The following is a 26,650-nucleotide window of genomic DNA, read 5'->3' as shown; positions in this document are numbered from 1 at the left end:
TATTTATGTCAAATCAATCTTCAACATCATCAACGAGTGCTACTGACACAGCAAAGACAGACGGCGAGCACAAGCTCGGGCTAATTGCATTAATCGCCATTGTTGTAGGATCTATGCTTGGCGGTGGTGTATTTAGCCTTCCCCAAAACACAGCTGCTACCTCGGCAGTAGGGCCGATCATTATCGCGTGGCTTATCGCAGGTATTGGTATCTACTTTATCGCGAACTCATTCCGCCTGTTGTCCGACCTGCGCCCCGACCTACAGGCGGGTGTCTATATGTATGCCCAGGAAGGCTTCGGCTCATTTATTGCTTTCAACGTCGCCTGGGGATACTGGCTGATGACTGCCTTTGGCAACGTCGCCTTCGCCGTAATCTTGATGGACGCGTTAAACCAGTTTTTCCCCGGTGTATTCACCGATGGCAATAACCTGAATTCAATTATCTGCGGTTCGGTTTTGATTTGGGGTTACAACTTCCTGGTCTTGTCCGGGACGAAAGTTGCAGGTTTTGTGAACACCCTCGGTACCATTGCCAAACTTGTACCACTGGTGTTGTTTGTTGTCATACTGGGCTTCTTAATCAATTATTCTCAGCTGTTTAGCAACTTTTGGGGAACTGCACCACAAATCGTCGAAGGGGTCGGCAACCACGCTAAACCCGTATCACTGATGTCGCAAATCCTTGCCCCAATGACGGTAACACTGTGGGCATTTATTGGCGTAGAAGGCGCAGTCGTTCTTTCTGGACGTGCCAAAAACAAGAAAGATGTCGGCAAGGCCACGCTACTGGGGTTTTTATTGGCACTTATCATCTACATACTGATGTCAATATTGCCGTTTGGCGTAATGCCGCAGGCTGAACTCGCTCAGGTCAGTAATCCTTCAACCGCAGGCGTCCTGGCGAAAGTAGTCGGTCACTGGGGCGGTTGGTTAATGAACGTGGGACTGATTATTTCTGTGCTGGCTGGCTGGTTAGCCTGGACGATGCTCTGTGCTGAAATTCCCATGGTTGCAGGGCAAAAAGGCGCTTTCCCACGGGCTTTTGCGCGCACCAATAGCAAACAGGCTGCCAATGTTTCCCTTTGGGTCAGCAGTTTTGTAATGCAGGCCGCGATGTTATTAGTCTATTTTTCTAATGACGCCTGGAACACGATGTACAACATTAGTGCATTGATGGTGGTGCCTGCATACATCACCACGACCTTGTATATGGCGAAAATTTGCCTCAATCGTGAGTATGATCAGTATGCCAAAAAGGGTCGTAAATTTGCCCTTGTCAGCGGCATTCTTGGCGTCATATTCTGCCTGTTTATCCTTTATGCCAGCCAAATCCAGTATGTGGCGCTGGTTCCCATTCTGCTTACCTGCGGGCTACCGGTGTTCATATGGTCTCGTAAAGAGAAGGGTGACAATCAGCCGCTGTTCCAGAATAAAGAAATTTTATATCTGTCCATCCTGTTGCTGCTTGATGCCATCGTCATCTGGTTGCTTATGATGGGGCGTATCACGCTATAAACGATCTCTTGCCCCCTAGCCCAAGAGAACCTAGGGGAGCGAAGCTGCTATTTGATGACCTCAGGCTTCATTGAAAGAGCCAGTGTTTAAGGAATTGGTGACATGGTTAACCACAGCCGCGGCTGATCATGTCATCACACCGCCAGTAACGCTTGCTTCTGCACTCATGCACAGGGCTTTTCGCCCCACCCTCTGTCTTATCCACCAACTGAAAAATAAAACTTATCCTCGTATAGGAACAACCACGGCAAGGTTGGCAAGATGGCTTCAGCCCCCACCCAATGATTTTCTAGCTATTTAAATCAATCAATTATGAAAAAACACCGCCATTATTATGTCTAATGAAGCGTTGATGTTGTTGGTGGATCCTGCTTACGCCGATCGTTATACCCATATTATCCACAGGTAGATCCCAGCTGATTCACAGAGTACAATACGGCCTCTTGAGTTTAAGGTTGGGATCATTCATTCATGGCAGACATTACTCTGATCAGTGGCAGCACGCTTGGCAGCGCAGAATACGTGGCTGAACATTTGGCCGAGAAACTTGAAGAAGCAGGTTTCTCAACGGAAATGCTGCATGGCCCTGAATTGGATGAATTGACGCTGTCAGGCCGCTGGCTGGTGGTTTCCTCCACTCACGGTGCCGGTGATTTACCAGATAACTTGCAGCCGCTGTTAGAACAACTGGCAGAGCAGCAACCTGATTTATCGCAGGTGCAGTTCGGTGCCGTCGGTTTGGGCAGTTCTGAGTACGATACCTTCTGTGGTGCGATCAAACAGATCGACGATCTTTTCCAGGCTCGTGGAGCGAAAAGGATCGGCGATCGTCTAGAGATCGACGTGACCCAACATGAAATTCCCGAGGATCCTGCCGAAGAATGGCTGAAGAATTGGATTATTTTACTCTAATTCGGTTAAAGATCGCGCGAACGATTGTGTATAACTAGGCTTAAAAGCAGGGTATAAGCGGTAGTTATCCCAATAACAACCGTCGTACGCTTTCTGTCCTGTGGATAACATGCCATTTAGATCCCAGCTTATACTGGCCAGGATCACCGATCATTCACAGCAAACGATCCTGCTTAATCGGCTGATCTTTATGTGGAATAATCACTTATCCACAGAGGATCGCGATCCTAATAAGAGATCTAATAAAGAGATCTTTAAATAAAAAAGATCTTCTTTTAATTACCTAAGATCCTGACCGCTTGGTCGATCGACTAAACTTGAGTAGAATCCTCCCCCCAGGGCAAACAACGATCGTTCGCAAGTACTCCGAGGTGCTGTTCCATGTTTTATCCAGAGCAATTTGACGTCATTATCATCGGTGGTGGCCATGCCGGAACCGAAGCCGCCATGGCTGCGGCACGTATGGGACGTCAGACTTTATTACTGACCCACAATATCGACACGCTGGGACAAATGTCCTGTAATCCGGCGATCGGTGGTATCGGGAAAGGGCATCTGGTCAAAGAAATCGATGCACTCGGCGGGCTGATGGCCAAGGCGATCGACCATGCGGGCATCCAGTTTAGGATACTAAACGCCAGCAAAGGCCCGGCAGTGCGAGCCACTCGAGCTCAGGCAGATCGCGTCCTGTATCGCCAAGCCGTTCGTACCGCATTGGAGAACCAGCCAAACCTGATGATCTTCCAACAACCGGTTGAGGATCTGATCGTCGAGAACGATCGAGTGGTGGGTGCGGTGACCCAGATGGGGCTGAAATTCCGTGCCAAAGCGGTAGTGCTGACAGTAGGCACCTTCCTGGATGGCAAGATCCACATCGGCCTGGAAAACTACAGCGGTGGCCGTGCTGGGGATCCTCCGTCGATCTCTTTGTCACAGCGCCTGCGTGAACTGCCTCTGCGTGTCAATCGCCTGAAAACGGGTACACCTCCCCGTATCGATGCACGCACCATAGATTTCAGCGTTCTGGCTGAGCAGCATGGCGATACGCCAATTCCAGTGTTTTCTTTCCTGGGCAACGCCAGCCAGCATCCACAACAGGTGCCGTGCTACATCACGCACACCAATGAAAAAACCCATGACGTGATCCGCAATAACCTCGATCGTAGCCCGATGTATGCCGGGATCATCGAAGGGATCGGCCCACGCTATTGCCCATCGATCGAAGACAAGGTGATGCGCTTTGCCGATCGTAATGCGCACCAGATCTTCCTGGAACCTGAAGGGTTAACCAGCAACGAGATCTACCCGAACGGGATTTCCACCAGTTTGCCGTTTGACGTGCAGATGCAGATCGTGCGTTCGATGGAAGGGATGCAAAATGCCCGTATCGTTCGCCCTGGCTATGCCATCGAGTACGATTTCTTCGATCCACGTGATCTGAAGCCCACGTTGGAAAGCAAATTTATTCAAGGGCTGTTCTTCGCAGGCCAGATCAACGGCACCACCGGTTACGAAGAAGCTGCTGCACAAGGCCTGTTGGCTGGGTTGAACGCCGGACGTTATGCCGTTGAAGACGAAGGCTGGTCACCACGCCGCGATCAGGCTTACCTTGGGGTGCTGGTGGACGATCTCAGTACACTGGGCACCAAAGAGCCGTACCGCATGTTTACCTCACGTGCCGAATACCGTCTGATGCTACGTGAAGACAACGCCGATCTGCGCCTGACGGAAAAAGGCCGTGAACTGGGGCTGGTTGACGATGAGCGCTGGCAGCGCTACTGCGAAAAGCTTGAGCACATCGAACAGGAACGCCAGCGTCTGCGTGATATCTGGGTGCACCCGCATTCAGAGAACGTCGAGCAGGTTAACGTCCTGCTGAAAGCTCCTCTGTCACGTGAAGCCAACGGCGAAGAACTGCTGCGCCGTCCAGAAATGGATTATGGCCAACTGACCGCGGTGGCAGCTTTTGCTCCTGCACTGGCAGACACCGAAGCCGCTGAGCAAGTGGAAATTCAGGTGAAATACGAAGGGTACATCGCTCGCCAGCAAGATGAGATCGACAAACAACAGCGCAACGAGAACACCGTGCTGCCGCTGGATCTCGATTATCGTCAGGTCTCCGGATTGTCCAACGAGGTGATCGCCAAACTGAACGATCACAAGCCTAATTCGATCGGTCAGGCTTCGCGCATTTCCGGTATCACCCCAGCAGCGATCTCTATTTTGCTGATCTGGCTGAAAAAGCAGGGCTTATTGCGCCGCAGCGCATAAATCCACTCACCGAGTGGCCGTTTGCCTATCTCCTGAGCAAACGGCCGCTGACATCATCTCAAGCCTGAATTATCATAGGCTGCCTAAGAGAGCAGTTGCAGATTGGCCTGCTGTTCCACGCCTGTCAGAGGACTCTGTTGTGCAAAAAAAATTGGATTCGTTGCTTGCAGCGGCTGGAATTTCGCTTCCCGATCAACAAAAGCAGCAATTGTTGGGCTATGTCGCTATGCTCGACAAGTGGAACAAGGCTTACAACCTCACTTCTGTACGCGATCCGCAGCAAATGCTGGTGCGTCATATCATGGACAGCATAGTGGTGAATGCCCATCTGACAGGTTCACGCTTTATTGACGTTGGCACCGGCCCGGGTTTGCCAGGCATTCCGTTGGCAATAGTGCGGCCCGATGCCCATTTCACCCTGTTAGACAGCCTGGGCAAGCGCGTACGCTTCCTGCGCCAGGTACAGCATGAGTTGGGGCTGAACAATATCGAGCCGGTACAGAGCCGTGTGGAAGAGTTTGTGGCAGAGCCGCCGTTTGATGGTGTGATCAGCCGGGCTTTTGCTTCACTGCAAGACATGTTGGCTTGGTGTCACCATCTGCCAGCCAAAGGGCAGGGTCGTTTTTATGCGCTGAAAGGGGTTTGCCCGCAAGACGAGTTGGCCCAGTTGCCAGAAGGGATTTCTCTGGAGTCGGTGGTGCGTTTGCAGGTGCCGGAGCTGGATGGCGAGCGCCATTTGATCGTCCTGAAAGCCCACTAAAGCCAAATCAGAATTGTTTAGCATCAAATAATCAGCGATTGGTGTAGGGTACAGAAGGTAAATAGCAAGCAGGCTAATCAGATTGGCCCTTTCTTTCGTTTATTTACCTTCAATTAACATTCTTGTGTCAAAAATGCATCATTCCAGTGAGTGATAGTCACGTTAGCAACAATGTGCGAAAGATTCCGATTTGCTGTCAGTGTTAATTGAGTGTTGCTTTATTATTCCTGTGAATGTCAATAAAAGGTTTTTACGGGGTATAAGGATTGTTTTTGAACGGTTACGTTGTAATGATTTGATTTATAATATTTTTTGATCGCCCAAAAAGCTAAAGACCTAGGTCGTGAACCTGGGCTATAACTCATTAATAGTCAGTATTGTGATCGGTTGCACGTTTCTTACCGCAACCGTGGAATAGTCAGACAAATAAATGCGAGCGATTATTCCGGCCATTTTCTTGTGAAAATAGCCCGAAAAGGGGAAATTTAAATAATTGTTCACCTTTTCGCTACTTATCGATTGAATTCGTTGGAGTGGCCCGTATAATTTGCACGTTTTTTGCTGCTTGACTCAGAACCGCAAAGGCAGTTTTATACGTCGGCATACCCCCTCAGGGGTACGGAGAGAACAAACGTCATGTCTGTGTCCCTGTACAGCGGAAAAGTTGCACGCAAGTTGCTGTTGCTGCAGTTAATGACTTTTGTTTTGATCAGCGCTGCTTTCGGCCTGAAAAGTCTGGAGTGGAGCGGTTCGGCACTGGCAGGTGGCTTGGCTGCCTGGTTACCCAATGCCATGTTTATGCTGTTTGCCTTGCGTCATCAGGCACAGACGCCGGCACCCGGACGGGTTGCCTGGTCGTTCGCCATTGGTGAAGGGCTAAAGGTCGTGATCACCATCGTTTTGCTGATCGTGGCGCTTGGGGTGTTCAAAGCGGCGTTTGTACCGCTTGGCCTGACCTATTTAGCGGTGTTGATTGTGCAGATAGTGGCACCAGCCGTGATTAACAGTTACCGAACTTAACTAAATAAGGGTAAGAGGCATCATGTCTGCAGGAGAAGTCTTGACTCCACAGGAGTATATCGGTCACCACCTGACGCAGCTTCAGGTCGGGACGGGGTTCTGGTCGATTAACGTCGACTCGATGTTTTTCTCCATTGTCCTCGGGGTGGTCTTTCTGGCGGTTTTCCGCAAGGTAGCCAAAAACGCCACCAGCGGCGTGCCCGGAAAGTTGCAAACCGCCGTTGAGCTGATCGTTGGCTTTGTCGATAACAGCGTTAAAGATATGTACCACGGCAAGAGCAAGGTCATTGCTCCGCTGGCGCTGACGGTATTCGTCTGGGTGTTCCTGATGAACCTGATGGACCTGATCCCGGTCGACTTCCTGCCGTTTATCGCTGAGAATTATCTCGGTCTGCCAGCACTGCGCGCGGTGCCTACCGCCGACGTGAACATCACGCTGTCGATGGCGTTGGCCGTATTTGTCCTGATCCTGTTCTATAGCATTAAAATGAAAGGCATTGGTGGGTTCGTCAAAGAGTTAACCATGCAGCCGTTCAACCACCCGGTATTTATTCCCATTAACCTGATCCTTGAAGGTGTCAGCCTGCTGTCCAAACCTGTTTCACTGGGTCTGCGACTGTTCGGCAACATGTATGCGGGTGAGTTGATCTTCATCCTGATTGCTGGTCTGTTGCCGTGGTGGTCACAGTGGATGCTGAGTTTGCCTTGGGCAATCTTCCACATCCTGATCATTACGCTTCAAGCCTTTATTTTCATGGTTCTGACGATCGTCTATCTGTCGATGGCGTCTGAAGAGCACTGATTTTCTTAAAACACTTGCACTATTAAACTGAAACAAACTGGAGACTGTCATGGAAAACCTGAATATGGATCTGCTGTACATGGCTGCCGCTATTATGATGGGGTTAGCGGCAATCGGTGCTGCGATCGGTATCGGCATCCTGGGTGGTAAATTCTTGGAAGGCGCTGCACGTCAACCTGATCTGATCCCTCTGTTGCGTACACAGTTCTTTATCGTTATGGGCCTGGTTGACGCCATCCCGATGATCGCTGTTGGTCTGGGTCTTTACGTGATGTTTGCTGTCGCGTAAGTAGGGGTAACCCTCTACAAATAACCATTAATTAACTTTTAAAGAGGCATTGTGCTGTGAATATTAACGCAACAATCCTCGGCCAGGCTATCGCGTTCATCCTGTTTGTCTGGTTCTGCATGAAGTATGTATGGCCGCCGATTATGGCAGCCATCGAGAAGCGTCAGAAAGAAATTGCTGATGGCCTCGCTTCTGCAGAACGTGGCAAAAAAGATTTGGACTTAGCGCAGGCCACTGCGACCGACCAGCTGAAAACTGCCAAAGCGGAAGCCCAGGCGATTATTGAGCAAGCAAACAAACGCAAAGCTCAGATCGTGGACGAAGCGAAAGCAGAAGCCGAGCAGGAGCGTAACAAAATCGTCGCGCAGGCTCAGGCTGAGATCGAAGCCGAACGTAAGCGCGCTCGTGAAGAGTTGCGTAAGCAAGTCGCGATGCTGGCAATTGCCGGTGCCGAGAAGATCATCGAACGTTCCGTGGATGAAGCTGCTAACAGCGACATCGTTGATAAACTGGTCGCTGAACTGTAAGGAGGGAGGGGCTGATGTCTGAATTTATCACCGTAGCTCGCCCCTACGCCAAAGCAGCTTTTGACTTTGCCGTTGAGAACCAAAGCGTAGAACGCTGGCAGCAAATGCTGGCGTTTACTGCTGTTGTCACACGTAATGAACAGATGGCGGAACTGCTTTCCGGTGCTGTTGCACCTGAAACCTTGTCCAACACGTTTATTGCGGTTTGTGGCGATGAGCTCGACGAACATGGCCAGAACTTTATCCGTGTAATGGCCGAAAATGGGCGTTTACTGGTCCTTCCTGCGGTACTGCAACAGTTCATAGAACTGCGCGCCGCGCTGGAATCCACCGTCGAAGTCGAGGTGCTCTCATCGAGCGCACTGAACGACACACAGCAAGCCAAGATTATCGCTGCGATGGAAAAACGTCTGTCACGCAAAGTTAAGCTGAATTGCAAAATTGACAAGTCTGTACTGGCCGGTGTCATTATCCGTGCCGGTGATCTGGTGATCGATGGCAGCGTACGTGGCCGTCTCGAGCGCCTGGCAGACGTCTTGCAGTCTTAAGGGGACTGGAGCATGCAACTGAATTCCACCGAAATCAGCGAACTGATCAAGCAGCGCATTGCTCAGTTCAATGTAGTGAGCGAAGCTCACAATGAAGGTACCATCGTTTCCGTCAGCGACGGGATCATCCGCGTACACGGTTTGGCCGAGGTTATGCAGGGCGAAATGATCGCACTGCCAGGCAACCGTTATGCAATTGCATTGAACCTGGAGCGTGACTCTGTAGGTGCCGTGGTAATGGGTCCGTATTCGGATCTGGCCGAAGGCATGAAGGTAAAATGTACCGGCCGTATTCTGGAAGTTCCAGTTGGCCGTGGCCTGCTGGGCCGTGTGGTCAACACCCTGGGCGCACCTATCGACGGTAAAGGCCCGGTTGAACATGACGGTTTCTCCCCGGTTGAAACTATCGCACCTGGCGTTATCGAGCGTCAGTCTGTTGATCAGCCTGTACAGACCGGCTACAAATCGGTCGACGCCATGATCCCAATCGGTCGTGGCCAGCGTGAGCTGGTGATCGGCGACCGTCAAACCGGTAAAACTGCCCTGGCGATCGATGCGATCATCAACCAGCGCGATTCCGGCATCAAATGTGTTTACGTGGCTATCGGCCAGAAAGCGTCTACCATCGCTAACGTGGTGCGCAAGCTGGAAGAGCACGGCGCACTGGCCAACACCATCGTGGTTGTGGCTACCGCGTCAGAATCCGCTGCACTGCAATACCTGGCACCATATGCCGGTTGCGCAATGGGCGAATACTTCCGTGACCGCGGTGAAGATGCGCTGATCGTATACGATGACCTGTCCAAACAGGCCGTTGCTTACCGTCAGATCTCCCTGCTGCTTCGCCGTCCACCAGGTCGTGAAGCTTACCCAGGCGACGTATTCTACCTCCACTCCCGTTTGCTGGAGCGTGCTGCGCGTGTTAACGCCGACTACGTTGAAGCCTTCACCAAAGGTGAAGTCAAAGGCCAAACCGGTTCACTGACCGCTCTGCCGATCATTGAAACCCAGGCGGGTGACGTTTCCGCGTTCGTTCCGACCAACGTAATCTCGATTACCGATGGTCAGATCTTCCTGGAATCCAACCTGTTTAACTCCGGTATTCGTCCGGCGGTTAACCCGGGTATTTCCGTATCCCGTGTGGGTGGTGCAGCACAGACCAAGATCATGAAAAAACTGTCCGGTGGTATTCGTACCGCTCTGGCACAGTATCGTGAACTGGCTGCGTTCTCTCAGTTCGCTTCCGATCTGGACGATGCAACGCGTAAACAGCTGAGCCACGGTCAGAAAGTGACCGAGCTGCTGAAACAGAAACAGTATGCGCCGATGTCCGTCGCACAACAGTCTCTGGTGCTGTTTGCCGCCGAGCGTGGCTACCTGAACGACGTAGAAGTGGCGAAAGTCGTCAGTTTCGAAGCCGCTCTGGTTGCTTTTGCGGACCGCGAGCATGCCGAACTGCTGAACCACATCAACCAAACTGGTGCTTATAACGATGAGATCGAAGGCAAGCTGAAAGGCATCCTCGATACCTTCAAGGCAACCCAGTCCTGGTAACGCATAGCGGCCTGCCGTTGCAAGACGGCAGGCCGCTGGCAATGAGGAGAAGCAGAGATGGCCGGCGCAAAAGAGATACGTAGTAAGATCGCCAGCGTGCAAAACACGCAGAAGATCACTAAAGCGATGGAAATGGTCGCCGCCTCCAAAATGCGTAAATCGCAGGAACGCATGGCGGCCAGCCGTCCTTATGCAGAGACCATGCGCGAGGTGATTGGTCACCTGGCTTTAGGGAATCTGGAATATAAGCACCCGTACCTGGATGAGCGTGACGTTAAGCGCGTCGGGTATCTGGTAGTGTCTACTGACCGTGGTCTCTGTGGCGGCTTGAACATCAACCTGTTCAAGAAGCTGTTGGCAGAGATGAAAGGCTGGTCTGAAAAAGGCGTTGAAGCTGATTTAGCGCTGATTGGCTCAAAAGCGGCCTCTTTCTTTGGTTCCGTGGGCGGCAACGTGGTTGCCCAGGTGACCGGCATGGGGGATAACCCTTCCCTGTCGGATCTGATCGGTCCAGTGAAAGTGATGCTGCAAGCCTACGACGAAGGTCGTTTAGACAAGCTGTACGTTGTCAGCAACAAATTTGTTAATACGATGTCCCAGGAACCGCAGTTACTGCAACTTCTGCCATTGCCACCTTCTGATGACAGTGAACTGAAGAAAAAATCCTGGGATTACCTGTATGAACCCGATCCAAAAGTGCTGCTTGATACCTTGCTGCGCCGTTATGTGGAATCGCAAGTTTATCAGGGCGTCGTGGAAAACCTGGCCAGCGAGCAGGCCGCACGAATGGTAGCGATGAAAGCCGCAACCGATAACGGCGGTAGCCTGATCAAAGAGCTGCAGTTGGTATACAACAAGGCGCGTCAGGCCAGCATCACTCAGGAACTCACCGAGATCGTTTCGGGAGCCTCCGCGGTTTAAGCTAGGTTTACGAATTACGTAGAGGATTCAAGATGGCTACTGGAAAGATTATCCAGGTAATCGGCGCCGTGGTGGACGTCGAGTTCCCTCAGGATGCCGTACCGAAAGTGTACAACGCTCTTGAGGTTGCAAACGGCACCGAGAAATTGGTGCTGGAAGTTCAGCAACAACTGGGTGGCGGCGTGGTTCGCTGTATCGCAATGGGGACCTCAGACGGTCTGCGTCGTGGTCTGGCCGTAACCGACCTGCAGCACCCAATTGAAGTACCGGTAGGTAAAGCTACCCTGGGCCGTATCATGAACGTATTGGGTGAACCAATCGACATGAAGGGCGACATCGGCGAAGAAGAACGTTGGGCTATTCACCGCCCGGCGCCAAGCTACGAAGAGTTGTCCAGCTCCCAGGATCTGCTGGAAACCGGTATCAAGGTAATGGACCTGATCTGCCCGTTCGCCAAGGGGGGGAAAGTCGGTCTGTTCGGTGGTGCTGGTGTAGGTAAAACCGTAAACATGATGGAGCTGATCCGTAACATCGCGATCGAGCACTCCGGTTATTCTGTGTTTGCGGGCGTGGGTGAACGTACTCGTGAGGGTAACGACTTCTACCACGAAATGACCGACTCCAACGTACTGGACAAAGTTTCCCTGGTTTACGGCCAGATGAACGAGCCACCAGGTAACCGTCTGCGCGTTGCGCTGACCGGGCTGACCATGGCTGAGAAGTTCCGTGACGAAGGTCGTGACGTACTGCTGTTCGTCGATAACATCTACCGTTATACCCTGGCCGGTACCGAAGTGTCCGCACTTCTGGGCCGTATGCCATCGGCGGTAGGTTATCAGCCAACGCTGGCGGAAGAGATGGGTGTTCTGCAAGAACGTATCACCTCTACCAAGACCGGTTCAATCACCTCTGTGCAGGCCGTTTACGTTCCTGCGGATGACTTGACTGACCCATCACCAGCCACCACCTTTGCTCACTTGGATGCAACCGTGGTACTGAGCCGTAACATCGCTTCTCTGGGTATCTACCCGGCCGTTGACCCGCTGGATTCCACCAGCCGTCAGCTGGATCCGCTGGTAGTTGGCCAGGAGCACTACGACGTAGCGCGTGGCGTGCAGTCTATTCTGCAACGCTATCAGGAACTGAAAGATATCATCGCCATCCTGGGTATGGACGAGCTGTCAGAAGACGACAAGCTGGTTGTATCCCGTGCGCGTAAAATCCAACGTTTCCTGTCTCAGCCGTTCTTCGTGGCAGAAGTCTTTACCGGTTCTCCGGGCAAGTTCGTATCGCTGAAAGATACCATCCGTGGTTTCAAAGGCATTATGGACGGCGACTATGACCACCTGCCGGAGCAGGCGTTCTACATGGTTGGCACCATTGAAGAAGCAGTGGAAAAAGCCAAGAAACTGTAACGCCTTGAGAGGAGGGTGATATGGCTATGACTTACCATCTGGATGTCGTCAGCGCGGAAAAACAGATGTTTTCCGGCCTGGTGCAGAAGATCCAGGTGACAGGCAGCGAAGGCGAACTGGGGATCTTCCCTGGCCATGCGCCGCTGCTGACTGCCATCAAGCCTGGCATGGTGCGTATTGTTAAACAGCACGGTGAAGAAGAGTTCATCTACCTGTCCGGCGGTATCCTTGAGGTACAGCCGAGCGTGGTAACCGTGCTGGCGGACACTGCCATCCGTGGAACGGACCTCGACGAAGCGAGAGCGCTGGAAGCTAAGCGTAAAGCTGAAGAGCACATCCGTAGCTCTCATGGCGATGTCGACTATGCTCAGGCATCTGCTGAACTGGCGAAAGCGATCGCGAAACTGCGCGTTATCGAGCTCACCAGAAAAGCGATGTAAACTCCCACGTTGCCTGTAGCGTGTGGAAATAAGAAAGCGGCCCCTGTGGGTCGCTTTTTTTTTGTTTTAAAATAAGCGTTTCAACCGGCCTGGCATTGTGCTGTATTAGCGCTTCCAGTGGAATTAAGCGTCGCCTATCGCCGACAGTTTTTTCGTTGTACGGTTGGATTGCAACCATCGGCGGCAGGCTAGGAGCCATGCGGCCTGCGCCGGATTCGTGTAGAGAAATATGTAGTAATTCCGTCATCAAACGGGTTTACTTTCGTCCATCAAAATGGAGTTATCAGGTTGCTTATGTCTAACAGCGCAATGAGCGTGGTTATCCTCGCCGCGGGCAAGGGAACACGCATGTATTCCGACCTTCCCAAGGTGTTACATCCGCTGGCGGGTAAGCCAATGGTGCAGCACGTCATTGATGCTGCCATGAAGCTGGGTGCCCAAAATGTCCATCTGGTTTACGGCCATGGCGGCGAGTTGCTGAAAAGCACCCTGCGCAATGATGCACTAAACTGGGTGTTGCAGGCCGAGCAGTTGGGAACCGGCCATGCGATGCAGCAGGCGGCTCCGCATTTTGCCGATGATGAAGACGTGCTGATGCTGTATGGCGATGTGCCACTGATCGCCGTCGATACGCTGACGCGCCTGCTGGCAGCCAAACCTCAGGGTGGCATTGGCCTGCTGACGGTGAAGCTGCAAGACCCGAGCGGTTATGGCCGCATCGTACGTGAAAACGGCACCGTGGTGGGCATTGTCGAACATAAAGATGCCAATGATGAGCAGCGCCAGATTAATGAGATCAATACCGGCATTCTGGTGGCCAACGGCCGCGATCTGAAGCGCTGGCTGGGCAAGCTGAACAATAATAATGCCCAGGGTGAATTCTATATCACCGACATCATTGCCCTGGCGCATGCCGAGGGTAACAAGATTGAGGCGGTACACCCGGCGCGCCTGAGCGAAGTTGAAGGCGTGAATAACCGCCTGCAACTGTCGCAGCTTGAACGCGTGTATCAGGCCGAGCAGGCAGAGAAGCTATTGCTGGCTGGCGTGATGCTGCTGGATCCGGCGCGCTTCGATCTGCGTGGCGAGCTGGAACATGGCCGCGATATCTCCATCGATGCCAACGTGATTCTCGAAGGCAAGGTCAAGCTGGGTAACCGCGTGAAGATTGGTGCCGGCTGCGTGCTGAAAAACTGCGTGATTGGCGACGACTGCGAGATCAGCCCTTACAGCGTGCTAGAAGATGCGCAGCTGGAAGCGGCCTGTACCGTTGGCCCATTTGCCCGTCTGCGCCCGGGTGCCGAACTGGCAGAAGGTGCCCACGTCGGCAACTTCGTGGAAATCAAGAAGGCTCGCCTGGGTAAAGGTTCCAAAGCTGGCCACTTGAGCTATCTGGGCGACGCCGAAATTGGCGATGATGTGAATATCGGTGCCGGTACTATCACCTGCAACTACGACGGTGCCAACAAGCACAAAACCATTATCGGCGACGGCGTGTTTGTCGGTTCGGATACTCAGCTGGTGGCTCCGGTCACCGTAGGCAAAGGGGTGACGATCGCTGCCGGTACCACGGTGACCCGTGATATAGCGGATAATGAGCTGGTGTTGAGCCGGGTCAAGCAGGTGCACATTCAAGGCTGGCAGCGTCCAACCAAGAAGAAGTAGGACCCCTCACCCCAACCCTCTCCCACAGGGAGAGGGAGCTGTTAGGCCCTGCTCTGTTGGGATAGCAAGGGTAATCATAGCAACCGCGATCGCCCCTTCAACCAAGGTGAATCAACCGGTGCTGATGTAGAAGACGTAATTTCAGACACTCTCGATCGATCCCCTCTCCCTGTGGGAGAGGGTTAGGGTGAGGGCATCACTGTTTTGCTCTGTACTTTCGTTAAAGAGCACAGAGCAAAACATAATAATCCCCATTCTCTACAGGCTCGGGGAAGCACGGTAAAACCGGCAAAAATCAGGTCAAGACATCGAAAGCGCCCGCAAGGCGTTTAATTAGGAATACAACAGATGTGTGGAATTGTAGGTGCAGTAGCGCAACGTGATATCGCCGAGATCCTGCTGGAAGGTTTACGCCGCCTGGAATACCGGGGTTACGACTCAGCGGGTCTGGCCGTGGTGGATAGCGAGGGTAACGTCAGCCGTTTACGTCGTGTCGGCAAGGTACAAAAACTGGCTGAAGCGGCAGAGCAACAGGATCTGCACGGCGGTACCGGGATTGCCCATACCCGCTGGGCGACGCACGGTGAGCCTTCGGAGGCGAACGCGCATCCTCATGTTTCAGATTACATCGCGGTGGTGCATAACGGCATTATCGAAAACTACGAACCGCTGCGTGAACAGCTGATTGAGCGTGGTTATCACTTCAGTTCTGAAACCGATACCGAGGTGATTGCTCACCTGGTGCATTGGGAACAGAAGCAGGGCGGTACATTGCTGGAAGTGGTACAGCGTGTGATCCCACAGTTGCGTGGCGCTTATGGCACCGTGGTGATGGACAGCCGCGATCCGAGCGTATTGGTGGCTGCTCGTTCAGGTAGCCCGCTGGTGATTGGCCGTGGCGTGGGCGAAAACTTCATTGCCTCCGACCAACTGGCCCTGCTGCCGGTAACCCGCCGCTTTATCTTCCTGGAAGAAGGCGACGTGGTAGAAGTGACCCGCCGCACCGTCAGCATTTTCGACAAGCAAGGTAATGCGATTGAGCGCCCAGAGATCGAATCTCAGGTGCAATACGACGCCGGTGACAAAGGCGCGTACCGTCATTACATGCAAAAAGAGATTTTTGAGCAGCCAATGGCGCTGAAAAACACCCTTGAGGGGCGTTTCAGCCATGGCAAGATCGATCTGAGTGAGCTTGGCCCGCACGCTGACGAACTGCTGTCAAAAGTGCAGCACGTGCAGATCATCGCCTGTGGGACTTCTTATCACTCGGGGATGGTGGCTCGTTACTGGTTCGAGTCGCTGGCCGGTGTGCCTTGTGACGTCGAGATTGCCTCTGAATTCCGTTATCGCAAGTCAGCGGTGCGCCCAGGCAGCCTGATCATCACCCTGTCTCAATCCGGTGAGACCGCCGATACGTTGGCAGCGTTGCGTCTGTCCAAAGAGCTGGGCTATTTGGGTTCCCTGGCCGTGTGCAACGTGGCAGGTTCTTCCCTGGTGCGCGAGTCCGACCTGGCGCTGATGACCAAGGCCGGTACCGAAATCGGTGTTGCCTCCACTAAAGCTTTTACCACACAGCTTGCTGTGCTGTTGATGCTGGTGGCGCGTCTTGGCCGGCTGAAAGGGATGGCGGAAAGCGTAGAGCATGACATCGTGCATGGCTTGCAGGCGTTACCTGCGCGTATCGAGCAGATGCTGTCACTGGATAAGAGCATCGAAGCGCTGGCGGAAGGTTTCTCTGACAAGCATCACGCACTGTTCCTTGGCCGTGGCGATCAATACCCGATCGCTATGGAAGGGGCGCTGAAGCTCAAAGAGATCTCCTATATCCACGCAGAGGCGTACGCAGCCGGTGAGCTTAAGCACGGCCCGCTGGCGTTGATCGATGCCGACATGCCGGTGATCGTGGTTGCGCCTAACAACGAGCTGTTGGAGAAGCTTAAATCCAATATCGAAGAGGTGCGTGCCCGTGGTGGCCAGCTGTATGTGTTCGCCGATCAGGATGCCGGTTTCGTCAGCAGCGAAGGGATGACCATCATCCCACTGCCGCATGTTGAAGATATAGTTGCACCGATCTTCTACACCGTGCCGTTACAGTTGTTGTCTTACTACGTCGCTCTGATCAAAGGCACCGATGTAGATCAGCCACGTAACCTGGCGAAATCCGTTACTGTGGAATAATCGCTAACCCTTCTGCTATGAATACCGTGTTGGGTTACTCAACACGGTATTTTTTTAGCCCCAGTTTTACCATTAACGCTATGATTGGCGGGTGATGCTACAGGGAAGGGAATACGTAGATAATGAATATTTTGATTACTGGAGCACGGGCTCCGGTCGCGATAGAGTGGGCGCGTATTGCGTTGCGCAGCGGGCACCGCGTCTGGTTGGCGGATAGCCTGAAGTGGCCACTAGGCCGCTTTTTACAAGGGATTGAAGGTTATCTACGGCTTCCCTCCCCGCGCCAGGATCTTGCCGGTTATCAACAGCAGCTACAAGGCTATCTCGACCAACATGCTATTGGGCTGCTGATCCCCACCTGTGAAGAGGTCTTCTACCTCTCCCAGGCGTTTGCTGCGTATATCGGGCCTACCGAGTGGCTGATGCCTGAACGGCAGTTGCTATTTGAACTGCATCATAAGTACCAAAGCCTGAGCCTGTTAACGGGATTGGGTGAGGTGCGGATCCCCGCAACCCGAATGCTGACCTCTTGCTCGCAAATTGACGACGATCCTCAGACCATTTTGAAACCGGTTTATTCACGCTTTGGTCGCCAAGTGATCCGCACGCCAAAACCGGGTGCATTGAACGATCGGCAGCTCAACGAACATATCCCCTGGGTGCAGCAGCAGAAAATAGACGGCGTGGCCTTATGCAACTATGCCGTTTTTGAGCACGGCAGGCTGATCGCGCATCAGGCTTATCAACCCAAATATTGCTTCAATCAGGCTGCAGGCAGCTACTTTGTTCCCCATCAGGATCGGCGGCTGGACGACTTTGTGCACCAGTTTGGGGAAAAAACCGGCTTTCATGGCCAGGTGGCGTTCGATTTTATCGAACAGGACGGGGTGATTTTTGTTATTGAGTGTAATCCCAGGGCCACCAGCGGCCTGCATTTGCTGGGGGCTCAGATGTCCATCGCTGCCGATGGGCAATTGCAATACCAGCCAGCGCCGCCCAAGGCGGGACATGTGGGCGTGATCATACTGTTATTCTTTGCCTGGCAGGCTTGGCGCGATAAGCAGTTGGCGACGCTATGGCGGGACTTTCGCCAAGCGCCTAATCTGCTCAACGATCACCGTTGGCCGATAAGTGCCGGAGCGCAGTGGTGTGCATTGTTGGAAATGGGATACCGCAGCTTGCGCTATCGGCGGTCCCTCACCGATGCCAGCACCTTTGATATTGAGTGGGACGGTTAGCATGGAGCAGGTTAATCATTGGCAGCGCCTGCAAGTGACCCTGCTACAACAGCCAGGCATGATTGCCAATCTCCAGACGTCGATGACCGAGTATCAACAGGATGGCTTCTGGATACCGGCGACGGTCAATGATTACGTACCCGGTAATTGCTATGTGGTTTCCCCGCTGGCGCTGATCGTCGATTACGCGCGGGATGAAATTATCAAAATCGATAACGGCGCGTTGCGGGCGCTGTGCAACGGGTTGACGCTGTTGCTGAAGTGGCCCTTATTGCTGGCACACGTCGATCGGCTCCAGGTGCTGAATAATCAGTGCCTTTCCACCAATTTGACCAGCAGCTACTGGCAATCCCTGGATACCGACGCGTTGCGGCAACAGGCATTGCAGCGCTATCCCCAGCATACGTTGATGATCCGTTCACTTAATGGGCAGCAGACTCCTGAGATGTTGGCACGGCTCTTCCAGCAAGGTTGGCTGCCTATCGTCAGCCGTCAGGTTTATTGCCTGGACGATCCTTTACGCTGGTGGGGAAAAATCAACGCGCGCCGGGATGACAAACTGCTGCATCAGATAGGATGGGAGTTCAAACGGCTGTCTGCTGATGATCCCGAACGAATGCAGTGTGCCGAACGCCTCTATAACCAGCTCTACCTGGAAAAATACAGCCGCCAGAATGTGCAGTTCACCGCCGGTTATTTATCTCAGGCCTCGCAGCTAGGTGTGTTGCAACTGTACGGCTTGTTCCACCAGCAGCAAATGGTGGGAGTGTTGGGAATTGTTCAGCTGGAACAGACGGTAACGGTGCCGATCGTCGGCTATCGAACAGAATTACCCGCGTCATTGGCGCTATATCGTCGTCTGATCGCCTTTGCATTACGCTACGCCATGGAGCACAAGCTGTTTCTCAATTTGAGTTCCGGTGCGCCGGATTTTAAGCGGGTTCGTGGTTGCCAACCGGTGATTGAATACAGCATGGTTTATGTCCGGCACCTGAACGTTTATCAGCGTAGCGTCTGGGCGGTGATTTCCTGGCTTTCCCGCAAGGTCTATCAGCCGTTATTGAAACGCTATCAGTTATGAATATTACTCAGATATCGCCCTGCAACTTGGGGATAGTGCGCCAGCGATTGGCAATATGACAAACGTGTAAAAAAGAGCGAAAACCGCTCATATTCAGAGAGATAGTGCAGCAACAGGCAGATTTTTGCAGATTGTTTTATGTCTGAAAATGACATCATCTCACTGATTTTAATCAAATTAATATCAATTACTCTCCGCTGTAATATAACTGTCATATTTCGTACATTTTACTGTCACCAAACTGTCCTATTTTCCCTCCTGCAGCAATACTTACTCTGATGAAAACGACTCACAGTCGATTTTTGAAATATCCCATTAGGAGGGATTATGAAACTGATGCGTACCACCGTCGCCAGTATTGTGGCAGCGACTTTCTCTTTGGCCTCTGTGTCCGCCTTCGCTGCTGCTAGCCTGACCGGTGCAGGTGCGACATTCCCCGCTCCGGTGTATGCCAAGTGGGCAGATTCTTATCAGAAAGAAACCGGCAACAAGGTTAACTATCAGGGGATTGGTTCCTCTGGTGGTGTGAAGCAAATCATCGCCAACACCGTTGACTTTGGTGCTTCTGATGCCCCGCTGTCCGATGAAAAACTGGCTGCGGACGGCCTGTTCCAGTTCCCTACCGTGATCGGTGGCGTGGTACTGGCGGTGAATATTCCGGGCATCAAATCCGGTGAGCTGACTCTGGATGGTCAAACCCTGGGTGATATCTACCTGGGCAACATCAAAAAATGGAATGACCCGGCGATCGTTAAACTGAACCCGGGCGTCAAGCTGCCGGATCAGGCTATCGCCGTGGTGCGTCGTGCTGATGGTTCCGGGACTTCTTTCGTCTTCACCAGCTATCTGGCCAAGGCTAACGCGCAGTGGAAAGAGAAAATTGGTGCAGGCTCAACCGTTAACTGGCCAACCGGCCTGGGTGGCAAGGGCAATGACGGCATCGCCGCGTTCGTTCAGCGTCTGCCCGGCTCTATCGGCTATGTTGAATATGCTTACGCCAAGCAGAACAACCTGGCCTACACTAAATTAGTGTCTGCCGATGGCAAAGCTGTTAGCCCAACCGAAGAGAGCTTCAGCGCTGCAGCCAAAGGCGTGGATTGGAGCAAAACCTTCGCGCAGGACCTGACCAACCAGAAAGGCGACAACGTCTGGCCTATCACCTCCACCACCTTCATCCTGGTGCACAAAGAGCAGAAGAAGCCTGAGCAGGGCGCAGAAGTGCTGAAGTTCTTTGACTGGGCTTACAAGACCGGTGCCAAACAGGCTAGCGAACTGGATTACGCCGCCTTGCCTGCCGAAGTGGTTGAGCAAATCCGTGCTGCCTGGAAAACCAACATCAAAGACAGCTCCGGTAAGGCCTTGTTCTAACAACGCAGGGGGTGCGGAAGACCGTGCCTCAACCTGACTGTCGGGGCCTGGCGTGCCGGGCCCTCCAAGCTTTAAACAGAAGAGTAATCTATGGCTGAGTACAAGCCGACCATTAAAGCACCGGGTAAAAACGGTGACATCATCTTCAGCGCGCTGGTCAGACTGGCTGCGCTGATTACCTTATTGTTGCTGGGCGGCATTATCGTTTCGCTGATTATCGCCTCCTGGCCAAGCATGCAGAAGTTCGGTTTTGCCTTCCTGTGGACCAAAGAGTGGGATGCGCCAGCCGAGCAGTTTGGTGCGCTGGTGCCGATCTACGGTACGGTCGTCACCTCGGTGATTGCGCTGATTATCGCTGTGCCGGTCAGTTTTGGTATTGCCCTGTTCCTGACCGAGTTGGCCCCTAACTGGCTCAAGCGCCCATTGGGGATTGCGATAGAACTGTTAGCGGCGATCCCAAGCATCGTTTACGGCATGTGGGGCCTGTTCGTGTTTGCCCCGCTGTTCGCCAAATATTTCCAGACCCCGGTGGGGGAAGTGCTGTCCGGTATCCCGATCGTAGGCGAGCTGTTTTCCGGCCCGGCATTTGGTATCGGTATTCTGGCTGCCGGGGTGATCCTGGCCATTATGATTATTCCTTACATTGCGGCGGTGATGCGCGATGTGTTCGAACAGACCCCGGTGATGATGAAAGAGTCGGCCTATGGTATCGGCTGCACCACCTGGGAGGTGATCTGGCGCATTGTGCTGCCGTTCACCAAAAACGGCGTGATTGGCGGCGTGATGCTTGGCCTGGGGCGCGCCCTGGGGGAAACCATGGCGGTGACCTTTATCATCGGTAACACCTACCAGCTCGACAGCTTCTCGCTGTATATGCCGGGCAACAGCATCACCTCGGCGTTGGCCAACGAATTCGCCGAAGCGGAATCCGGGCTACACACCTCTGCATTGATGCAGCTTGGGCTGATCCTGTTTGTGATCACCTTTATCGTCCTGGCGCTGTCGAAGTTGATGGTGATGCGCCTGGCCAAGCGTGAGGGTCGCTAACATGGCAACGATGGATATGCAAAACCCGGTAGCACTGGCGGAAAGCCGCCGTAAAATGCAGGCCTGGCGTCGGCAGAAAAACCGTCTGGCGCTGTTCCTGTCGATGGCGACTATGGCCTTTGGCTTGTTCTGGCTGGTGTGGATCCTGTTCTCGACCGTCACCAAGGGCATCGACGGCATGTCGCTGGCGTTGTTTACCGAAATGACGCCACCGCCGAATACCGCGGGCGGTGGTCTGGCTAACGCCATCGCCGGTAGCGGCTTGTTGATCCTGTGGGCGACCATCTTCGGTACTCCGTTGGGCATCATGGCGGGGATCTACCTGGCGGAATACGGCCGTAAATCCTGGTTGGCGGAAGTGATCCGCTTTATCAACGATATTCTGTTATCTGCACCGTCGATAGTGGTGGGCCTGTTCGTTTACACCGTGGTGGTAGCGAAAATGGAACACTTCTCCGGTTGGGCCGGGATTATTGCGCTGGCTCTGTTGCAGATCCCGATCGTGATCCGCACCACCGAGAACATGCTCAAGCTGGTACCGGACACGCTGCGTGAAGCGGCCTATGCGCTGGGGACACCGAAATGGCGCATGATTTCCGCCATTACGCTGAAGGCGTCGGTCTCCGGCATCATCACCGGCGTACTGCTGGCGATTGCGCGTATCGCCGGGGAAACAGCCCCGTTGCTGTTTACTTCGCTGTCGAATCAGTTCTGGAGCACCGACCTGATGCAGCCGATCGCCAACCTGCCGGTCACCATTTTCAAGTTTGCCATGAGCCCGTTTGCCGAATGGCAGCAGCTGGCCTGGGCCGGGGTGCTGTTGATCACCCTGTGCGTACTGTTACTGAATATCCTGGCGCGTGTGATTTTCGCCAAGAAAAAGCATTCATAAAAATTTAGGTGCCGCTCAGGCGACACCGTGAAAAGAGAGAAGTCTTGATGAGTATGGTTGACTCCACTTCCAGCAGCAAAATTCAGGTACGCGATCTGAACTTTTACTACGGCAAATTCCATGCGCTGAAAAACATCACGCTGGATATCGCCAAGAACAAGGTGACCGCGTTTATTGGCCCGTCTGGTTGCGGCAAATCGACGCTGCTGCGGACCTTCAACAAGATGTACCAGCTCTACCCCGAGCAGCGTGCCGAAGGCGATATCCTGCTGGATGGGCAAAACATCCTGACGGATAACCAGGATATCGCGCTGCTGCGTGCCAAGGTGGGCATGGTGTTCCAAAAGCCAACGCCGTTCCCGATGTCGATTTATGACAACATCGCCTTTGGCGTGCGACTGTTCGAGAAGTTGTCCCGTGCGGATATGGACGAGCGTGTCCAATGGGCGCTGACCAAGGCGGCACTGTGGAACGAGACCAAGGACAAGCTGCACCAGAGCGGTTACAGCCTGTCCGGCGGCCAGCAGCAACGCCTGTGCATTGCGCGCGGCATTGCCATTCGCCCGGAAGTGCTGTTGTTGGATGAGCCTTGCTCCGCGCTGGATCCAATTTCCACCGGCAAGATTGAAGAGCTGATCAGCGAGCTGAAGTCTGACTACACCGTGGTGATCGTGACCCACAATATGCAGCAGGCGGCGCGTTGTTCCGACTCCACCGCATTTATGTATCTGGGTGAGTTGATCGAGTTCAGCGATACTGACACTCTGTTTACCGCGCCACAGAAGAAGCAGACCGAAGACTACATTACTGGCCGCTATGGTTGATTAGGATGCATCATGGATAACCTGAATTTAAACAAACACATCTCCGGCCAGTTCAATGCTGAACTCGAGCACATCCGCACCCAGGTGCTGACCATGGGCGGGCTGGTGGAGCAACAGCTGACCGACGCCATTACCGCGATGCATAACCAGGACGGTGAACTGGCCAAACGGGTGATCGAGGGTGATGCCAAGGTCAATATGATGGAAGTGGCGATCGATGAGGCCTGTGTGCGTATCATTGCCAAACGCCAGCCGACCGCCAGCGACCTGCGCCTGGTGATGGCGATCATCAAGACCATTTCCGAGCTGGAACGCATCGGCGACGTAGCGGACAAGATCTGTCGCACCGCACTGGAGAAATTCTCGCACCAGCATCAGCCGTTGCTGGTCAGCCTGGAGTCACTGGGCCGCCACACCGTGCAGATGCTGCACGACGTGCTGGATGCCTTTGCGCGTATGGATCTGGATGAAGCGATCCGGATTTACCGCGAAGACAAGAAGGTCGATCAGGAATATGAAGGCATCGTGCGCCAGTTGATGACCTACATGATGGAGGATACGCGCACCATTCCGAGCGTGCTGACGGCGCTGTTCTGTGCCCGCTCTATCGAGCGTATCGGCGATCGCTGCCAGAATATTTGCGAATTCATCTTCTACTTCGTCAAAGGCCAGGATTTCCGCCATATCGGTGGCGATGCGCTGGACAAGCTGTTGTCAGACGGTAAAGACGAGAAAAAAGCGTAATTCAACCAGTGAGTTATTCTAGAAGGCGCTGAAAATGGCGCCTTTATGCCATTTAAAAACCGTAAAGTTAAAAAGGTTATAACTATAGCGTTTAATATTATTTCCTGACCTAAGTGAGGCTTGCTAGCTTATCAGCCAGCGGGACATCAATCACTTGGGAGCTTTTCATGAAACAGCGCGTCTTAGCCTTATCTCTGTTAGCCAGCCTGACCAGCCTTGCCACCGGTGTGGCACATGCCGATAAACTCGATGATATTCAAAAAGCTGGCGTGGTGCGTATTGCGGTATTCGATAGCAACCCACCGTTTGGTTATGTCGATCCGCAAAGCAAAAAGCTGGTGGGTTATGACGTGGACGTGGCTGAAGCCATTGGTAAGGCGCTGGGCGTCAAGGTTGAACTGCGCGCCACCAACCCGGCTAACCGCATTCCTTTGCTTGTATCCAAAAAGGTTGATCTGATTGCGGCCAACTTCACCATCACCGACGAGCGTGCCAAAGAGGTGAATTTCAGCGTGCCGTATTTTGCTACCGGCCAGAAATTCATTGCCCATAAGGGCGTGCTGAAAACCCCGGAAGACATCAAAAAACTGCGGATCGGCGCGGATAAAGGCACCGTGCAGGAAATTACCCTGCGCGAGCATTACCCAACGGCCAAAGTGATCTCTTACGACGATACCCCACTGGCGTTTGTCGCCCTGCGTAACGGCAACGTGCAGGCGATCACCCAGGACGATGCCAAGCTGGTTGGCCTACTGGGCAACCTGCCGGCCGCGCAAAAAGCCGACTTTGAAATCTCTCCGTTTAGCATCACCAAAGAGTATCAAGGCGTTGGTATTCCAAAAGGCGAAGATCGCCTCACGGCGACCATTAACGATACCTTGATCAAACTGGAAAAAGACGGCGATGCGGTGAAGATTTACGATCGCTGGTTTGGCCCGGAAACCAAAACCGCCCAACCGCGTGGCGATTTCAAGATCGGCCCGTTGGATCAGCAACCTAAAGCCTAATCTCCCTTCTCCCTCTCCCCCCGGTTTTGTATAGTGGTGGAGAGGGTTGGGGCGAGGGGAAGTACCACGCATGAATCTGCAACAACTCTCAGATTGGCTGTTGGCGCCGCAGTATCTGAGCTGGCTATGGAACGGCTTCTTGATGACCTTATGGCTGTCGGCCTGTGCCGGGCTGGCGGCAACGCTGCTGGGTTTTGGCCTGGCGGCGATGCGGGACAGCAGCCTGCGCCCGTTAAGCTGGCTGGCGGTGGCCTACAGCGCACTATTTCGCAATACTCCTCTGCTGGTGCAACTGTTCTTCTGGTATTTCGCCGCCGGGCAAATCCTGCCCTCCTTTGCCATGCAATGGCTGAATACCCCCCATCAGTTAGGCTTTCTCGACTGGCCCTCGTTTGAATTCCTGGCGGGCTTCTTCGGCCTGACGCTTTATTCCACCGCGTTTATTGCCGAAGAGATCCGCTCTGGCATCCGTGGCGTCGCCGGTGGGCAAAAGCATGCCGCCTACGCGTTAGGGCTGACCGGCTGGCAATCGATGCGCTATGTGGTGCTGCCGCAGGCGCTGAAAATCGCTTTCCCGCCGCTGCTGGGGCAGTACATGAACGTGATTAAGAACTCGTCGCTGACTATGGCGATCGGCCTGGCTGAGCTGTCTTACGCTTCGCGCCAGGTGGAAACCGAAACCTTGCGGACCTTCCAGGCGTTTGGCGTGGCAACGGTGTTGTATATCGCCATTATTGCCCTGTTGGAAGCTTGGGGCATGTGGCGTCAACAGCGCAAACCGCTGGGGGGATACTAAGATGGACTTTACCGTTATCCAGGAAAACCTGGGCTACCTGCTGTGGGGCACCTTCCCGGACGGGCCTTTGGGCGGTGCTGCGTTGACGTTGGCGATCAGCCTGATGGCCGGGCTGGCGTCGGCTATTCTGGGGACGTTGCTGGGTGTCGCGCTGGCGATGTCGCGTGGGGTGCTGGCTGGGTTATTGGCGATGGTGCTCGGATTCTTCCGCGCCATCCCGGTGATCATGCTGATTTTTTGGACTTACTTCCTATTGCCAATCGTGTTTGGCGTCGACATCCCGGAAATAACCACCGTGGTGTGCGCGTTGGCATTGATCGCCTCGGCCTACCTGGCCCATGCGGTAAAAGCGGGGATCGTGGCTATCGGTGCCGGGCAGTGGCAGGCGGGGCTATCGCTCGGTTTAAACCGCTGGCAGGTGCTGCGGATGATCGTCTTGCCGCAGGCGCTGCGCATGATGGTGCCTTCGTTTATCAACCAGTGGATCTCGCTGATTAAAGACACTTCGCTGGCGTACATCGTCGGCGTGGGTGAGTTGACCTTCCTGGCTACCCAGGTCAACAACCGCAGCATGGTTTACCCGATGGAGGTGTTCCTGTTTGTGGCGCTGGTCTATTTCATCTTCTGCCTGACGCTGGACGTGCTGGCGAACGGGTTGAACAAACGCCTTAGCCCGCAGACTAAAGCGCTAAAACGCAGCTGGCGCTGGTGGCGCAATCGCCCGCCGTTACCGGCTAGTTAATCAGGCTACAGTAGGAATGGTTGCCCCTATCTATACTATGGCTAATTAATTGGCATGATGTCGGGGCTTTAAATATTATAATTTCTTATCGT

General features: G+C 53.5%; 26 protein-coding genes. 25 read left to right on the top strand and 1 reads right to left on the bottom strand.

The genetic code is table 11. The annotated features are described in order from the left end of the window. The first annotated feature begins 5 nt into the window (after positions 1-5). From IMQ33_RS07885 to IMQ33_RS07825, 13 genes are all read left to right on the top strand, one after another. On the top strand, positions 6-1,517 hold the full coding sequence (locus IMQ33_RS07885) for a basic amino acid/polyamine antiporter (protein ID WP_074423314.1): 1,512 nt from the start codon (positions 6-8) through the stop codon (positions 1,515-1,517). A gap of 471 nt (positions 1,518-1,988) precedes the next feature. Then, complete coding sequence (mioC, locus tag IMQ33_RS07880) at positions 1,989-2,429, top strand: FMN-binding protein MioC (protein WP_024484681.1); 441 nt, start codon at positions 1,989-1,991, stop codon at positions 2,427-2,429. Positions 2,430-2,810: 381 nt separating this feature from the next. Then, positions 2,811-4,700, top strand: a complete 1,890-nt coding sequence (gene mnmG / locus IMQ33_RS07875; RefSeq protein ID WP_021181433.1) for a tRNA uridine-5-carboxymethylaminomethyl(34) synthesis enzyme MnmG — start codon at positions 2,811-2,813, stop codon at positions 4,698-4,700. Positions 4,701-4,839: 139 nt separating this feature from the next. Further along, positions 4,840-5,460 carry a 16S rRNA (guanine(527)-N(7))-methyltransferase RsmG gene (rsmG, locus tag IMQ33_RS07870; protein WP_098929363.1) on the top strand — a complete coding sequence of 207 codons (621 nt, stop codon included), beginning with the start codon at positions 4,840-4,842 and terminating at the stop codon, positions 5,458-5,460. A 636-nt stretch (positions 5,461-6,096) separates the two neighbouring features. After that, the gene (gene atpI, locus IMQ33_RS07865) at positions 6,097-6,480 is read left to right on the top strand and encodes a F0F1 ATP synthase subunit I (RefSeq protein ID WP_024484684.1); all 384 of its coding nucleotides are present in this window, start codon (positions 6,097-6,099) and stop codon (positions 6,478-6,480) included. A gap of 22 nt (positions 6,481-6,502) precedes the next feature. Continuing rightward, a complete protein-coding gene (atpB, locus tag IMQ33_RS07860; protein WP_065683402.1) occupies positions 6,503-7,282 on the top strand; it encodes a F0F1 ATP synthase subunit A in 780 nt (259 codons plus the stop codon). 49 nt (positions 7,283-7,331) lie between these two features. Continuing rightward, positions 7,332-7,571 carry a F0F1 ATP synthase subunit C gene (gene atpE / locus IMQ33_RS07855; RefSeq protein WP_004393045.1) on the top strand — a complete coding sequence of 80 codons (240 nt, stop codon included), beginning with the start codon at positions 7,332-7,334 and terminating at the stop codon, positions 7,569-7,571. A 56-nt stretch (positions 7,572-7,627) separates the two neighbouring features. Next, positions 7,628-8,098 (top strand): F0F1 ATP synthase subunit B, encoded by a 471-nt coding sequence (gene atpF, locus IMQ33_RS07850; protein WP_024484686.1) that lies wholly within the window; start codon positions 7,628-7,630, stop codon positions 8,096-8,098. A gap of 14 nt (positions 8,099-8,112) precedes the next feature. After that, entirely contained in the window at positions 8,113-8,646 is a 534-nt protein-coding gene (atpH, locus tag IMQ33_RS07845) for a F0F1 ATP synthase subunit delta (protein WP_024527380.1), read from the top strand. Between the two features lie 12 nt (positions 8,647-8,658). Next, a complete protein-coding gene (gene atpA, locus IMQ33_RS07840; protein WP_065683403.1) occupies positions 8,659-10,200 on the top strand; it encodes a F0F1 ATP synthase subunit alpha in 1,542 nt (513 codons plus the stop codon). A 57-nt stretch (positions 10,201-10,257) separates the two neighbouring features. After that, positions 10,258-11,121: a F0F1 ATP synthase subunit gamma gene (atpG, locus tag IMQ33_RS07835; RefSeq protein ID WP_021181426.1), complete on the top strand. Its 864-nt coding sequence runs from the start codon at positions 10,258-10,260 to the stop codon at positions 11,119-11,121. 32 nt (positions 11,122-11,153) lie between these two features. Next, positions 11,154-12,536, top strand: coding sequence for a F0F1 ATP synthase subunit beta (atpD, locus tag IMQ33_RS07830; protein WP_024484688.1), 1,383 nt, complete (start codon positions 11,154-11,156; stop codon positions 12,534-12,536). Positions 12,537-12,556: 20 nt separating this feature from the next. Then, positions 12,557-12,976: a F0F1 ATP synthase subunit epsilon gene (locus tag IMQ33_RS07825; RefSeq protein ID WP_004933814.1), complete on the top strand. Its 420-nt coding sequence runs from the start codon at positions 12,557-12,559 to the stop codon at positions 12,974-12,976. On the opposite strand, the gene IMQ33_RS07820 is transcribed toward IMQ33_RS07825, so the two are convergent. Continuing rightward, positions 12,957-13,223: a hypothetical protein gene (locus tag IMQ33_RS07820; protein ID WP_196062659.1), complete on the bottom strand. Its 267-nt coding sequence runs from the start codon at positions 13,221-13,223 to the stop codon at positions 12,957-12,959. The genes IMQ33_RS07825 and IMQ33_RS07820 overlap by 20 nt on opposite strands. 47 nt (positions 13,224-13,270) lie before the next feature. On the opposite strand from IMQ33_RS07820, the gene glmU reads away from it, so the two are divergent. From glmU to IMQ33_RS07760, 12 genes are all read left to right on the top strand, one after another. After that, entirely contained in the window at positions 13,271-14,641 is a 1,371-nt protein-coding gene (glmU, locus tag IMQ33_RS07815; RefSeq protein WP_196062658.1) for a bifunctional UDP-N-acetylglucosamine diphosphorylase/glucosamine-1-phosphate N-acetyltransferase GlmU, read from the top strand. 348 nt (positions 14,642-14,989) lie between these two features. Then, positions 14,990-16,819 carry a glutamine--fructose-6-phosphate transaminase (isomerizing) gene (gene glmS / locus IMQ33_RS07810; RefSeq protein ID WP_098929362.1) on the top strand — a complete coding sequence of 610 codons (1,830 nt, stop codon included), beginning with the start codon at positions 14,990-14,992 and terminating at the stop codon, positions 16,817-16,819. A gap of 122 nt (positions 16,820-16,941) precedes the next feature. Then, positions 16,942-18,057 carry a hypothetical protein gene (locus IMQ33_RS07805; RefSeq protein ID WP_196062657.1) on the top strand — a complete coding sequence of 372 codons (1,116 nt, stop codon included), beginning with the start codon at positions 16,942-16,944 and terminating at the stop codon, positions 18,055-18,057. A gap of 1 nt (position 18,058) precedes the next feature. Then, complete coding sequence (locus IMQ33_RS07800) at positions 18,059-19,138, top strand: GNAT family N-acetyltransferase (RefSeq protein ID WP_196062656.1); 1,080 nt, start codon at positions 18,059-18,061, stop codon at positions 19,136-19,138. 327 nt (positions 19,139-19,465) lie between these two features. Continuing rightward, positions 19,466-20,506, top strand: coding sequence for a phosphate ABC transporter substrate-binding protein PstS (gene pstS / locus IMQ33_RS07795; protein WP_065683408.1), 1,041 nt, complete (start codon positions 19,466-19,468; stop codon positions 20,504-20,506). A 90-nt stretch (positions 20,507-20,596) separates the two neighbouring features. Beyond that, positions 20,597-21,553 carry a phosphate ABC transporter permease PstC gene (pstC, locus tag IMQ33_RS07790; protein ID WP_024527373.1) on the top strand — a complete coding sequence of 319 codons (957 nt, stop codon included), beginning with the start codon at positions 20,597-20,599 and terminating at the stop codon, positions 21,551-21,553. 1 nt (position 21,554) lies between these two features. After that, the gene (gene pstA, locus IMQ33_RS07785) at positions 21,555-22,445 is read left to right on the top strand and encodes a phosphate ABC transporter permease PstA (RefSeq protein ID WP_065683409.1); all 891 of its coding nucleotides are present in this window, start codon (positions 21,555-21,557) and stop codon (positions 22,443-22,445) included. A gap of 53 nt (positions 22,446-22,498) precedes the next feature. After that, positions 22,499-23,269, top strand: a complete 771-nt coding sequence (gene pstB, locus IMQ33_RS07780) for a phosphate ABC transporter ATP-binding protein PstB (protein WP_370454353.1) — start codon at positions 22,499-22,501, stop codon at positions 23,267-23,269. 12 nt (positions 23,270-23,281) lie between these two features. Continuing rightward, positions 23,282-24,013: a phosphate signaling complex protein PhoU gene (phoU, locus tag IMQ33_RS07775; RefSeq protein ID WP_024484696.1), complete on the top strand. Its 732-nt coding sequence runs from the start codon at positions 23,282-23,284 to the stop codon at positions 24,011-24,013. Between the two features lie 167 nt (positions 24,014-24,180). Then, positions 24,181-25,020 (top strand): ABC transporter substrate-binding protein, encoded by an 840-nt coding sequence (locus tag IMQ33_RS07770; protein WP_065683411.1) that lies wholly within the window; start codon positions 24,181-24,183, stop codon positions 25,018-25,020. 70 nt (positions 25,021-25,090) lie between these two features. Then, positions 25,091-25,816 carry an amino acid ABC transporter permease gene (locus IMQ33_RS07765; RefSeq protein WP_196062655.1) on the top strand — a complete coding sequence of 242 codons (726 nt, stop codon included), beginning with the start codon at positions 25,091-25,093 and terminating at the stop codon, positions 25,814-25,816. Position 25,817: 1 nt separating this feature from the next. After that, on the top strand, positions 25,818-26,558 hold the full coding sequence (locus IMQ33_RS07760; protein ID WP_024527369.1) for an amino acid ABC transporter permease: 741 nt from the start codon (positions 25,818-25,820) through the stop codon (positions 26,556-26,558). Positions 26,559-26,650: the final 92 nt, after the last annotated feature.

This window comes from Serratia sp. Res13-Sevr-LER1-36-b, from assembly GCF_015673035.1.
In the GTDB taxonomy this organism is placed as follows: domain Bacteria; phylum Pseudomonadota; class Gammaproteobacteria; order Enterobacterales; family Enterobacteriaceae; genus Chania; species Chania fonticola_C.
This window is presented reverse-complemented; position numbering and strand designations above follow the sequence as displayed.

Coding starts and splice junctions, on each gene's coding strand:
- IMQ33_RS07885 (WP_074423314.1), top strand. CDS start 6: ATGTCAAATCAATCTTCAACATCATCAACGAGTGCTACTGACACAGCA.
- mioC (WP_024484681.1), top strand. CDS start 1,989: ATGGCAGACATTACTCTGATCAGTGGCAGCACGCTTGGCAGCGCAGAA.
- mnmG (WP_021181433.1), top strand. CDS start 2,811: ATGTTTTATCCAGAGCAATTTGACGTCATTATCATCGGTGGTGGCCAT.
- atpI (WP_024484684.1), top strand. CDS start 6,097: ATGTCTGTGTCCCTGTACAGCGGAAAAGTTGCACGCAAGTTGCTGTTG.
- atpB (WP_065683402.1), top strand. CDS start 6,503: ATGTCTGCAGGAGAAGTCTTGACTCCACAGGAGTATATCGGTCACCAC.
- atpE (WP_004393045.1), top strand. CDS start 7,332: ATGGAAAACCTGAATATGGATCTGCTGTACATGGCTGCCGCTATTATG.
- atpH (WP_024527380.1), top strand. CDS start 8,113: ATGTCTGAATTTATCACCGTAGCTCGCCCCTACGCCAAAGCAGCTTTT.
- atpA (WP_065683403.1), top strand. CDS start 8,659: ATGCAACTGAATTCCACCGAAATCAGCGAACTGATCAAGCAGCGCATT.
- atpG (WP_021181426.1), top strand. CDS start 10,258: ATGGCCGGCGCAAAAGAGATACGTAGTAAGATCGCCAGCGTGCAAAAC.
- atpD (WP_024484688.1), top strand. CDS start 11,154: ATGGCTACTGGAAAGATTATCCAGGTAATCGGCGCCGTGGTGGACGTC.
- IMQ33_RS07825 (WP_004933814.1), top strand. CDS start 12,557: ATGGCTATGACTTACCATCTGGATGTCGTCAGCGCGGAAAAACAGATG.
- IMQ33_RS07820 (WP_196062659.1), bottom strand. CDS start 13,223: ATGACGGAATTACTACATATTTCTCTACACGAATCCGGCGCAGGCCGC.
- glmU (WP_196062658.1), top strand. CDS start 13,271: ATGTCTAACAGCGCAATGAGCGTGGTTATCCTCGCCGCGGGCAAGGGA.
- glmS (WP_098929362.1), top strand. CDS start 14,990: ATGTGTGGAATTGTAGGTGCAGTAGCGCAACGTGATATCGCCGAGATC.
- IMQ33_RS07805 (WP_196062657.1), top strand. CDS start 16,942: ATGAATATTTTGATTACTGGAGCACGGGCTCCGGTCGCGATAGAGTGG.
- IMQ33_RS07800 (WP_196062656.1), top strand. CDS start 18,059: ATGGAGCAGGTTAATCATTGGCAGCGCCTGCAAGTGACCCTGCTACAA.
- pstS (WP_065683408.1), top strand. CDS start 19,466: ATGAAACTGATGCGTACCACCGTCGCCAGTATTGTGGCAGCGACTTTC.
- pstC (WP_024527373.1), top strand. CDS start 20,597: ATGGCTGAGTACAAGCCGACCATTAAAGCACCGGGTAAAAACGGTGAC.
- pstA (WP_065683409.1), top strand. CDS start 21,555: ATGGCAACGATGGATATGCAAAACCCGGTAGCACTGGCGGAAAGCCGC.
- pstB (WP_370454353.1), top strand. CDS start 22,499: ATGGTTGACTCCACTTCCAGCAGCAAAATTCAGGTACGCGATCTGAAC.
- phoU (WP_024484696.1), top strand. CDS start 23,282: ATGGATAACCTGAATTTAAACAAACACATCTCCGGCCAGTTCAATGCT.
- IMQ33_RS07770 (WP_065683411.1), top strand. CDS start 24,181: ATGAAACAGCGCGTCTTAGCCTTATCTCTGTTAGCCAGCCTGACCAGC.
- IMQ33_RS07765 (WP_196062655.1), top strand. CDS start 25,091: ATGAATCTGCAACAACTCTCAGATTGGCTGTTGGCGCCGCAGTATCTG.
- IMQ33_RS07760 (WP_024527369.1), top strand. CDS start 25,818: ATGGACTTTACCGTTATCCAGGAAAACCTGGGCTACCTGCTGTGGGGC.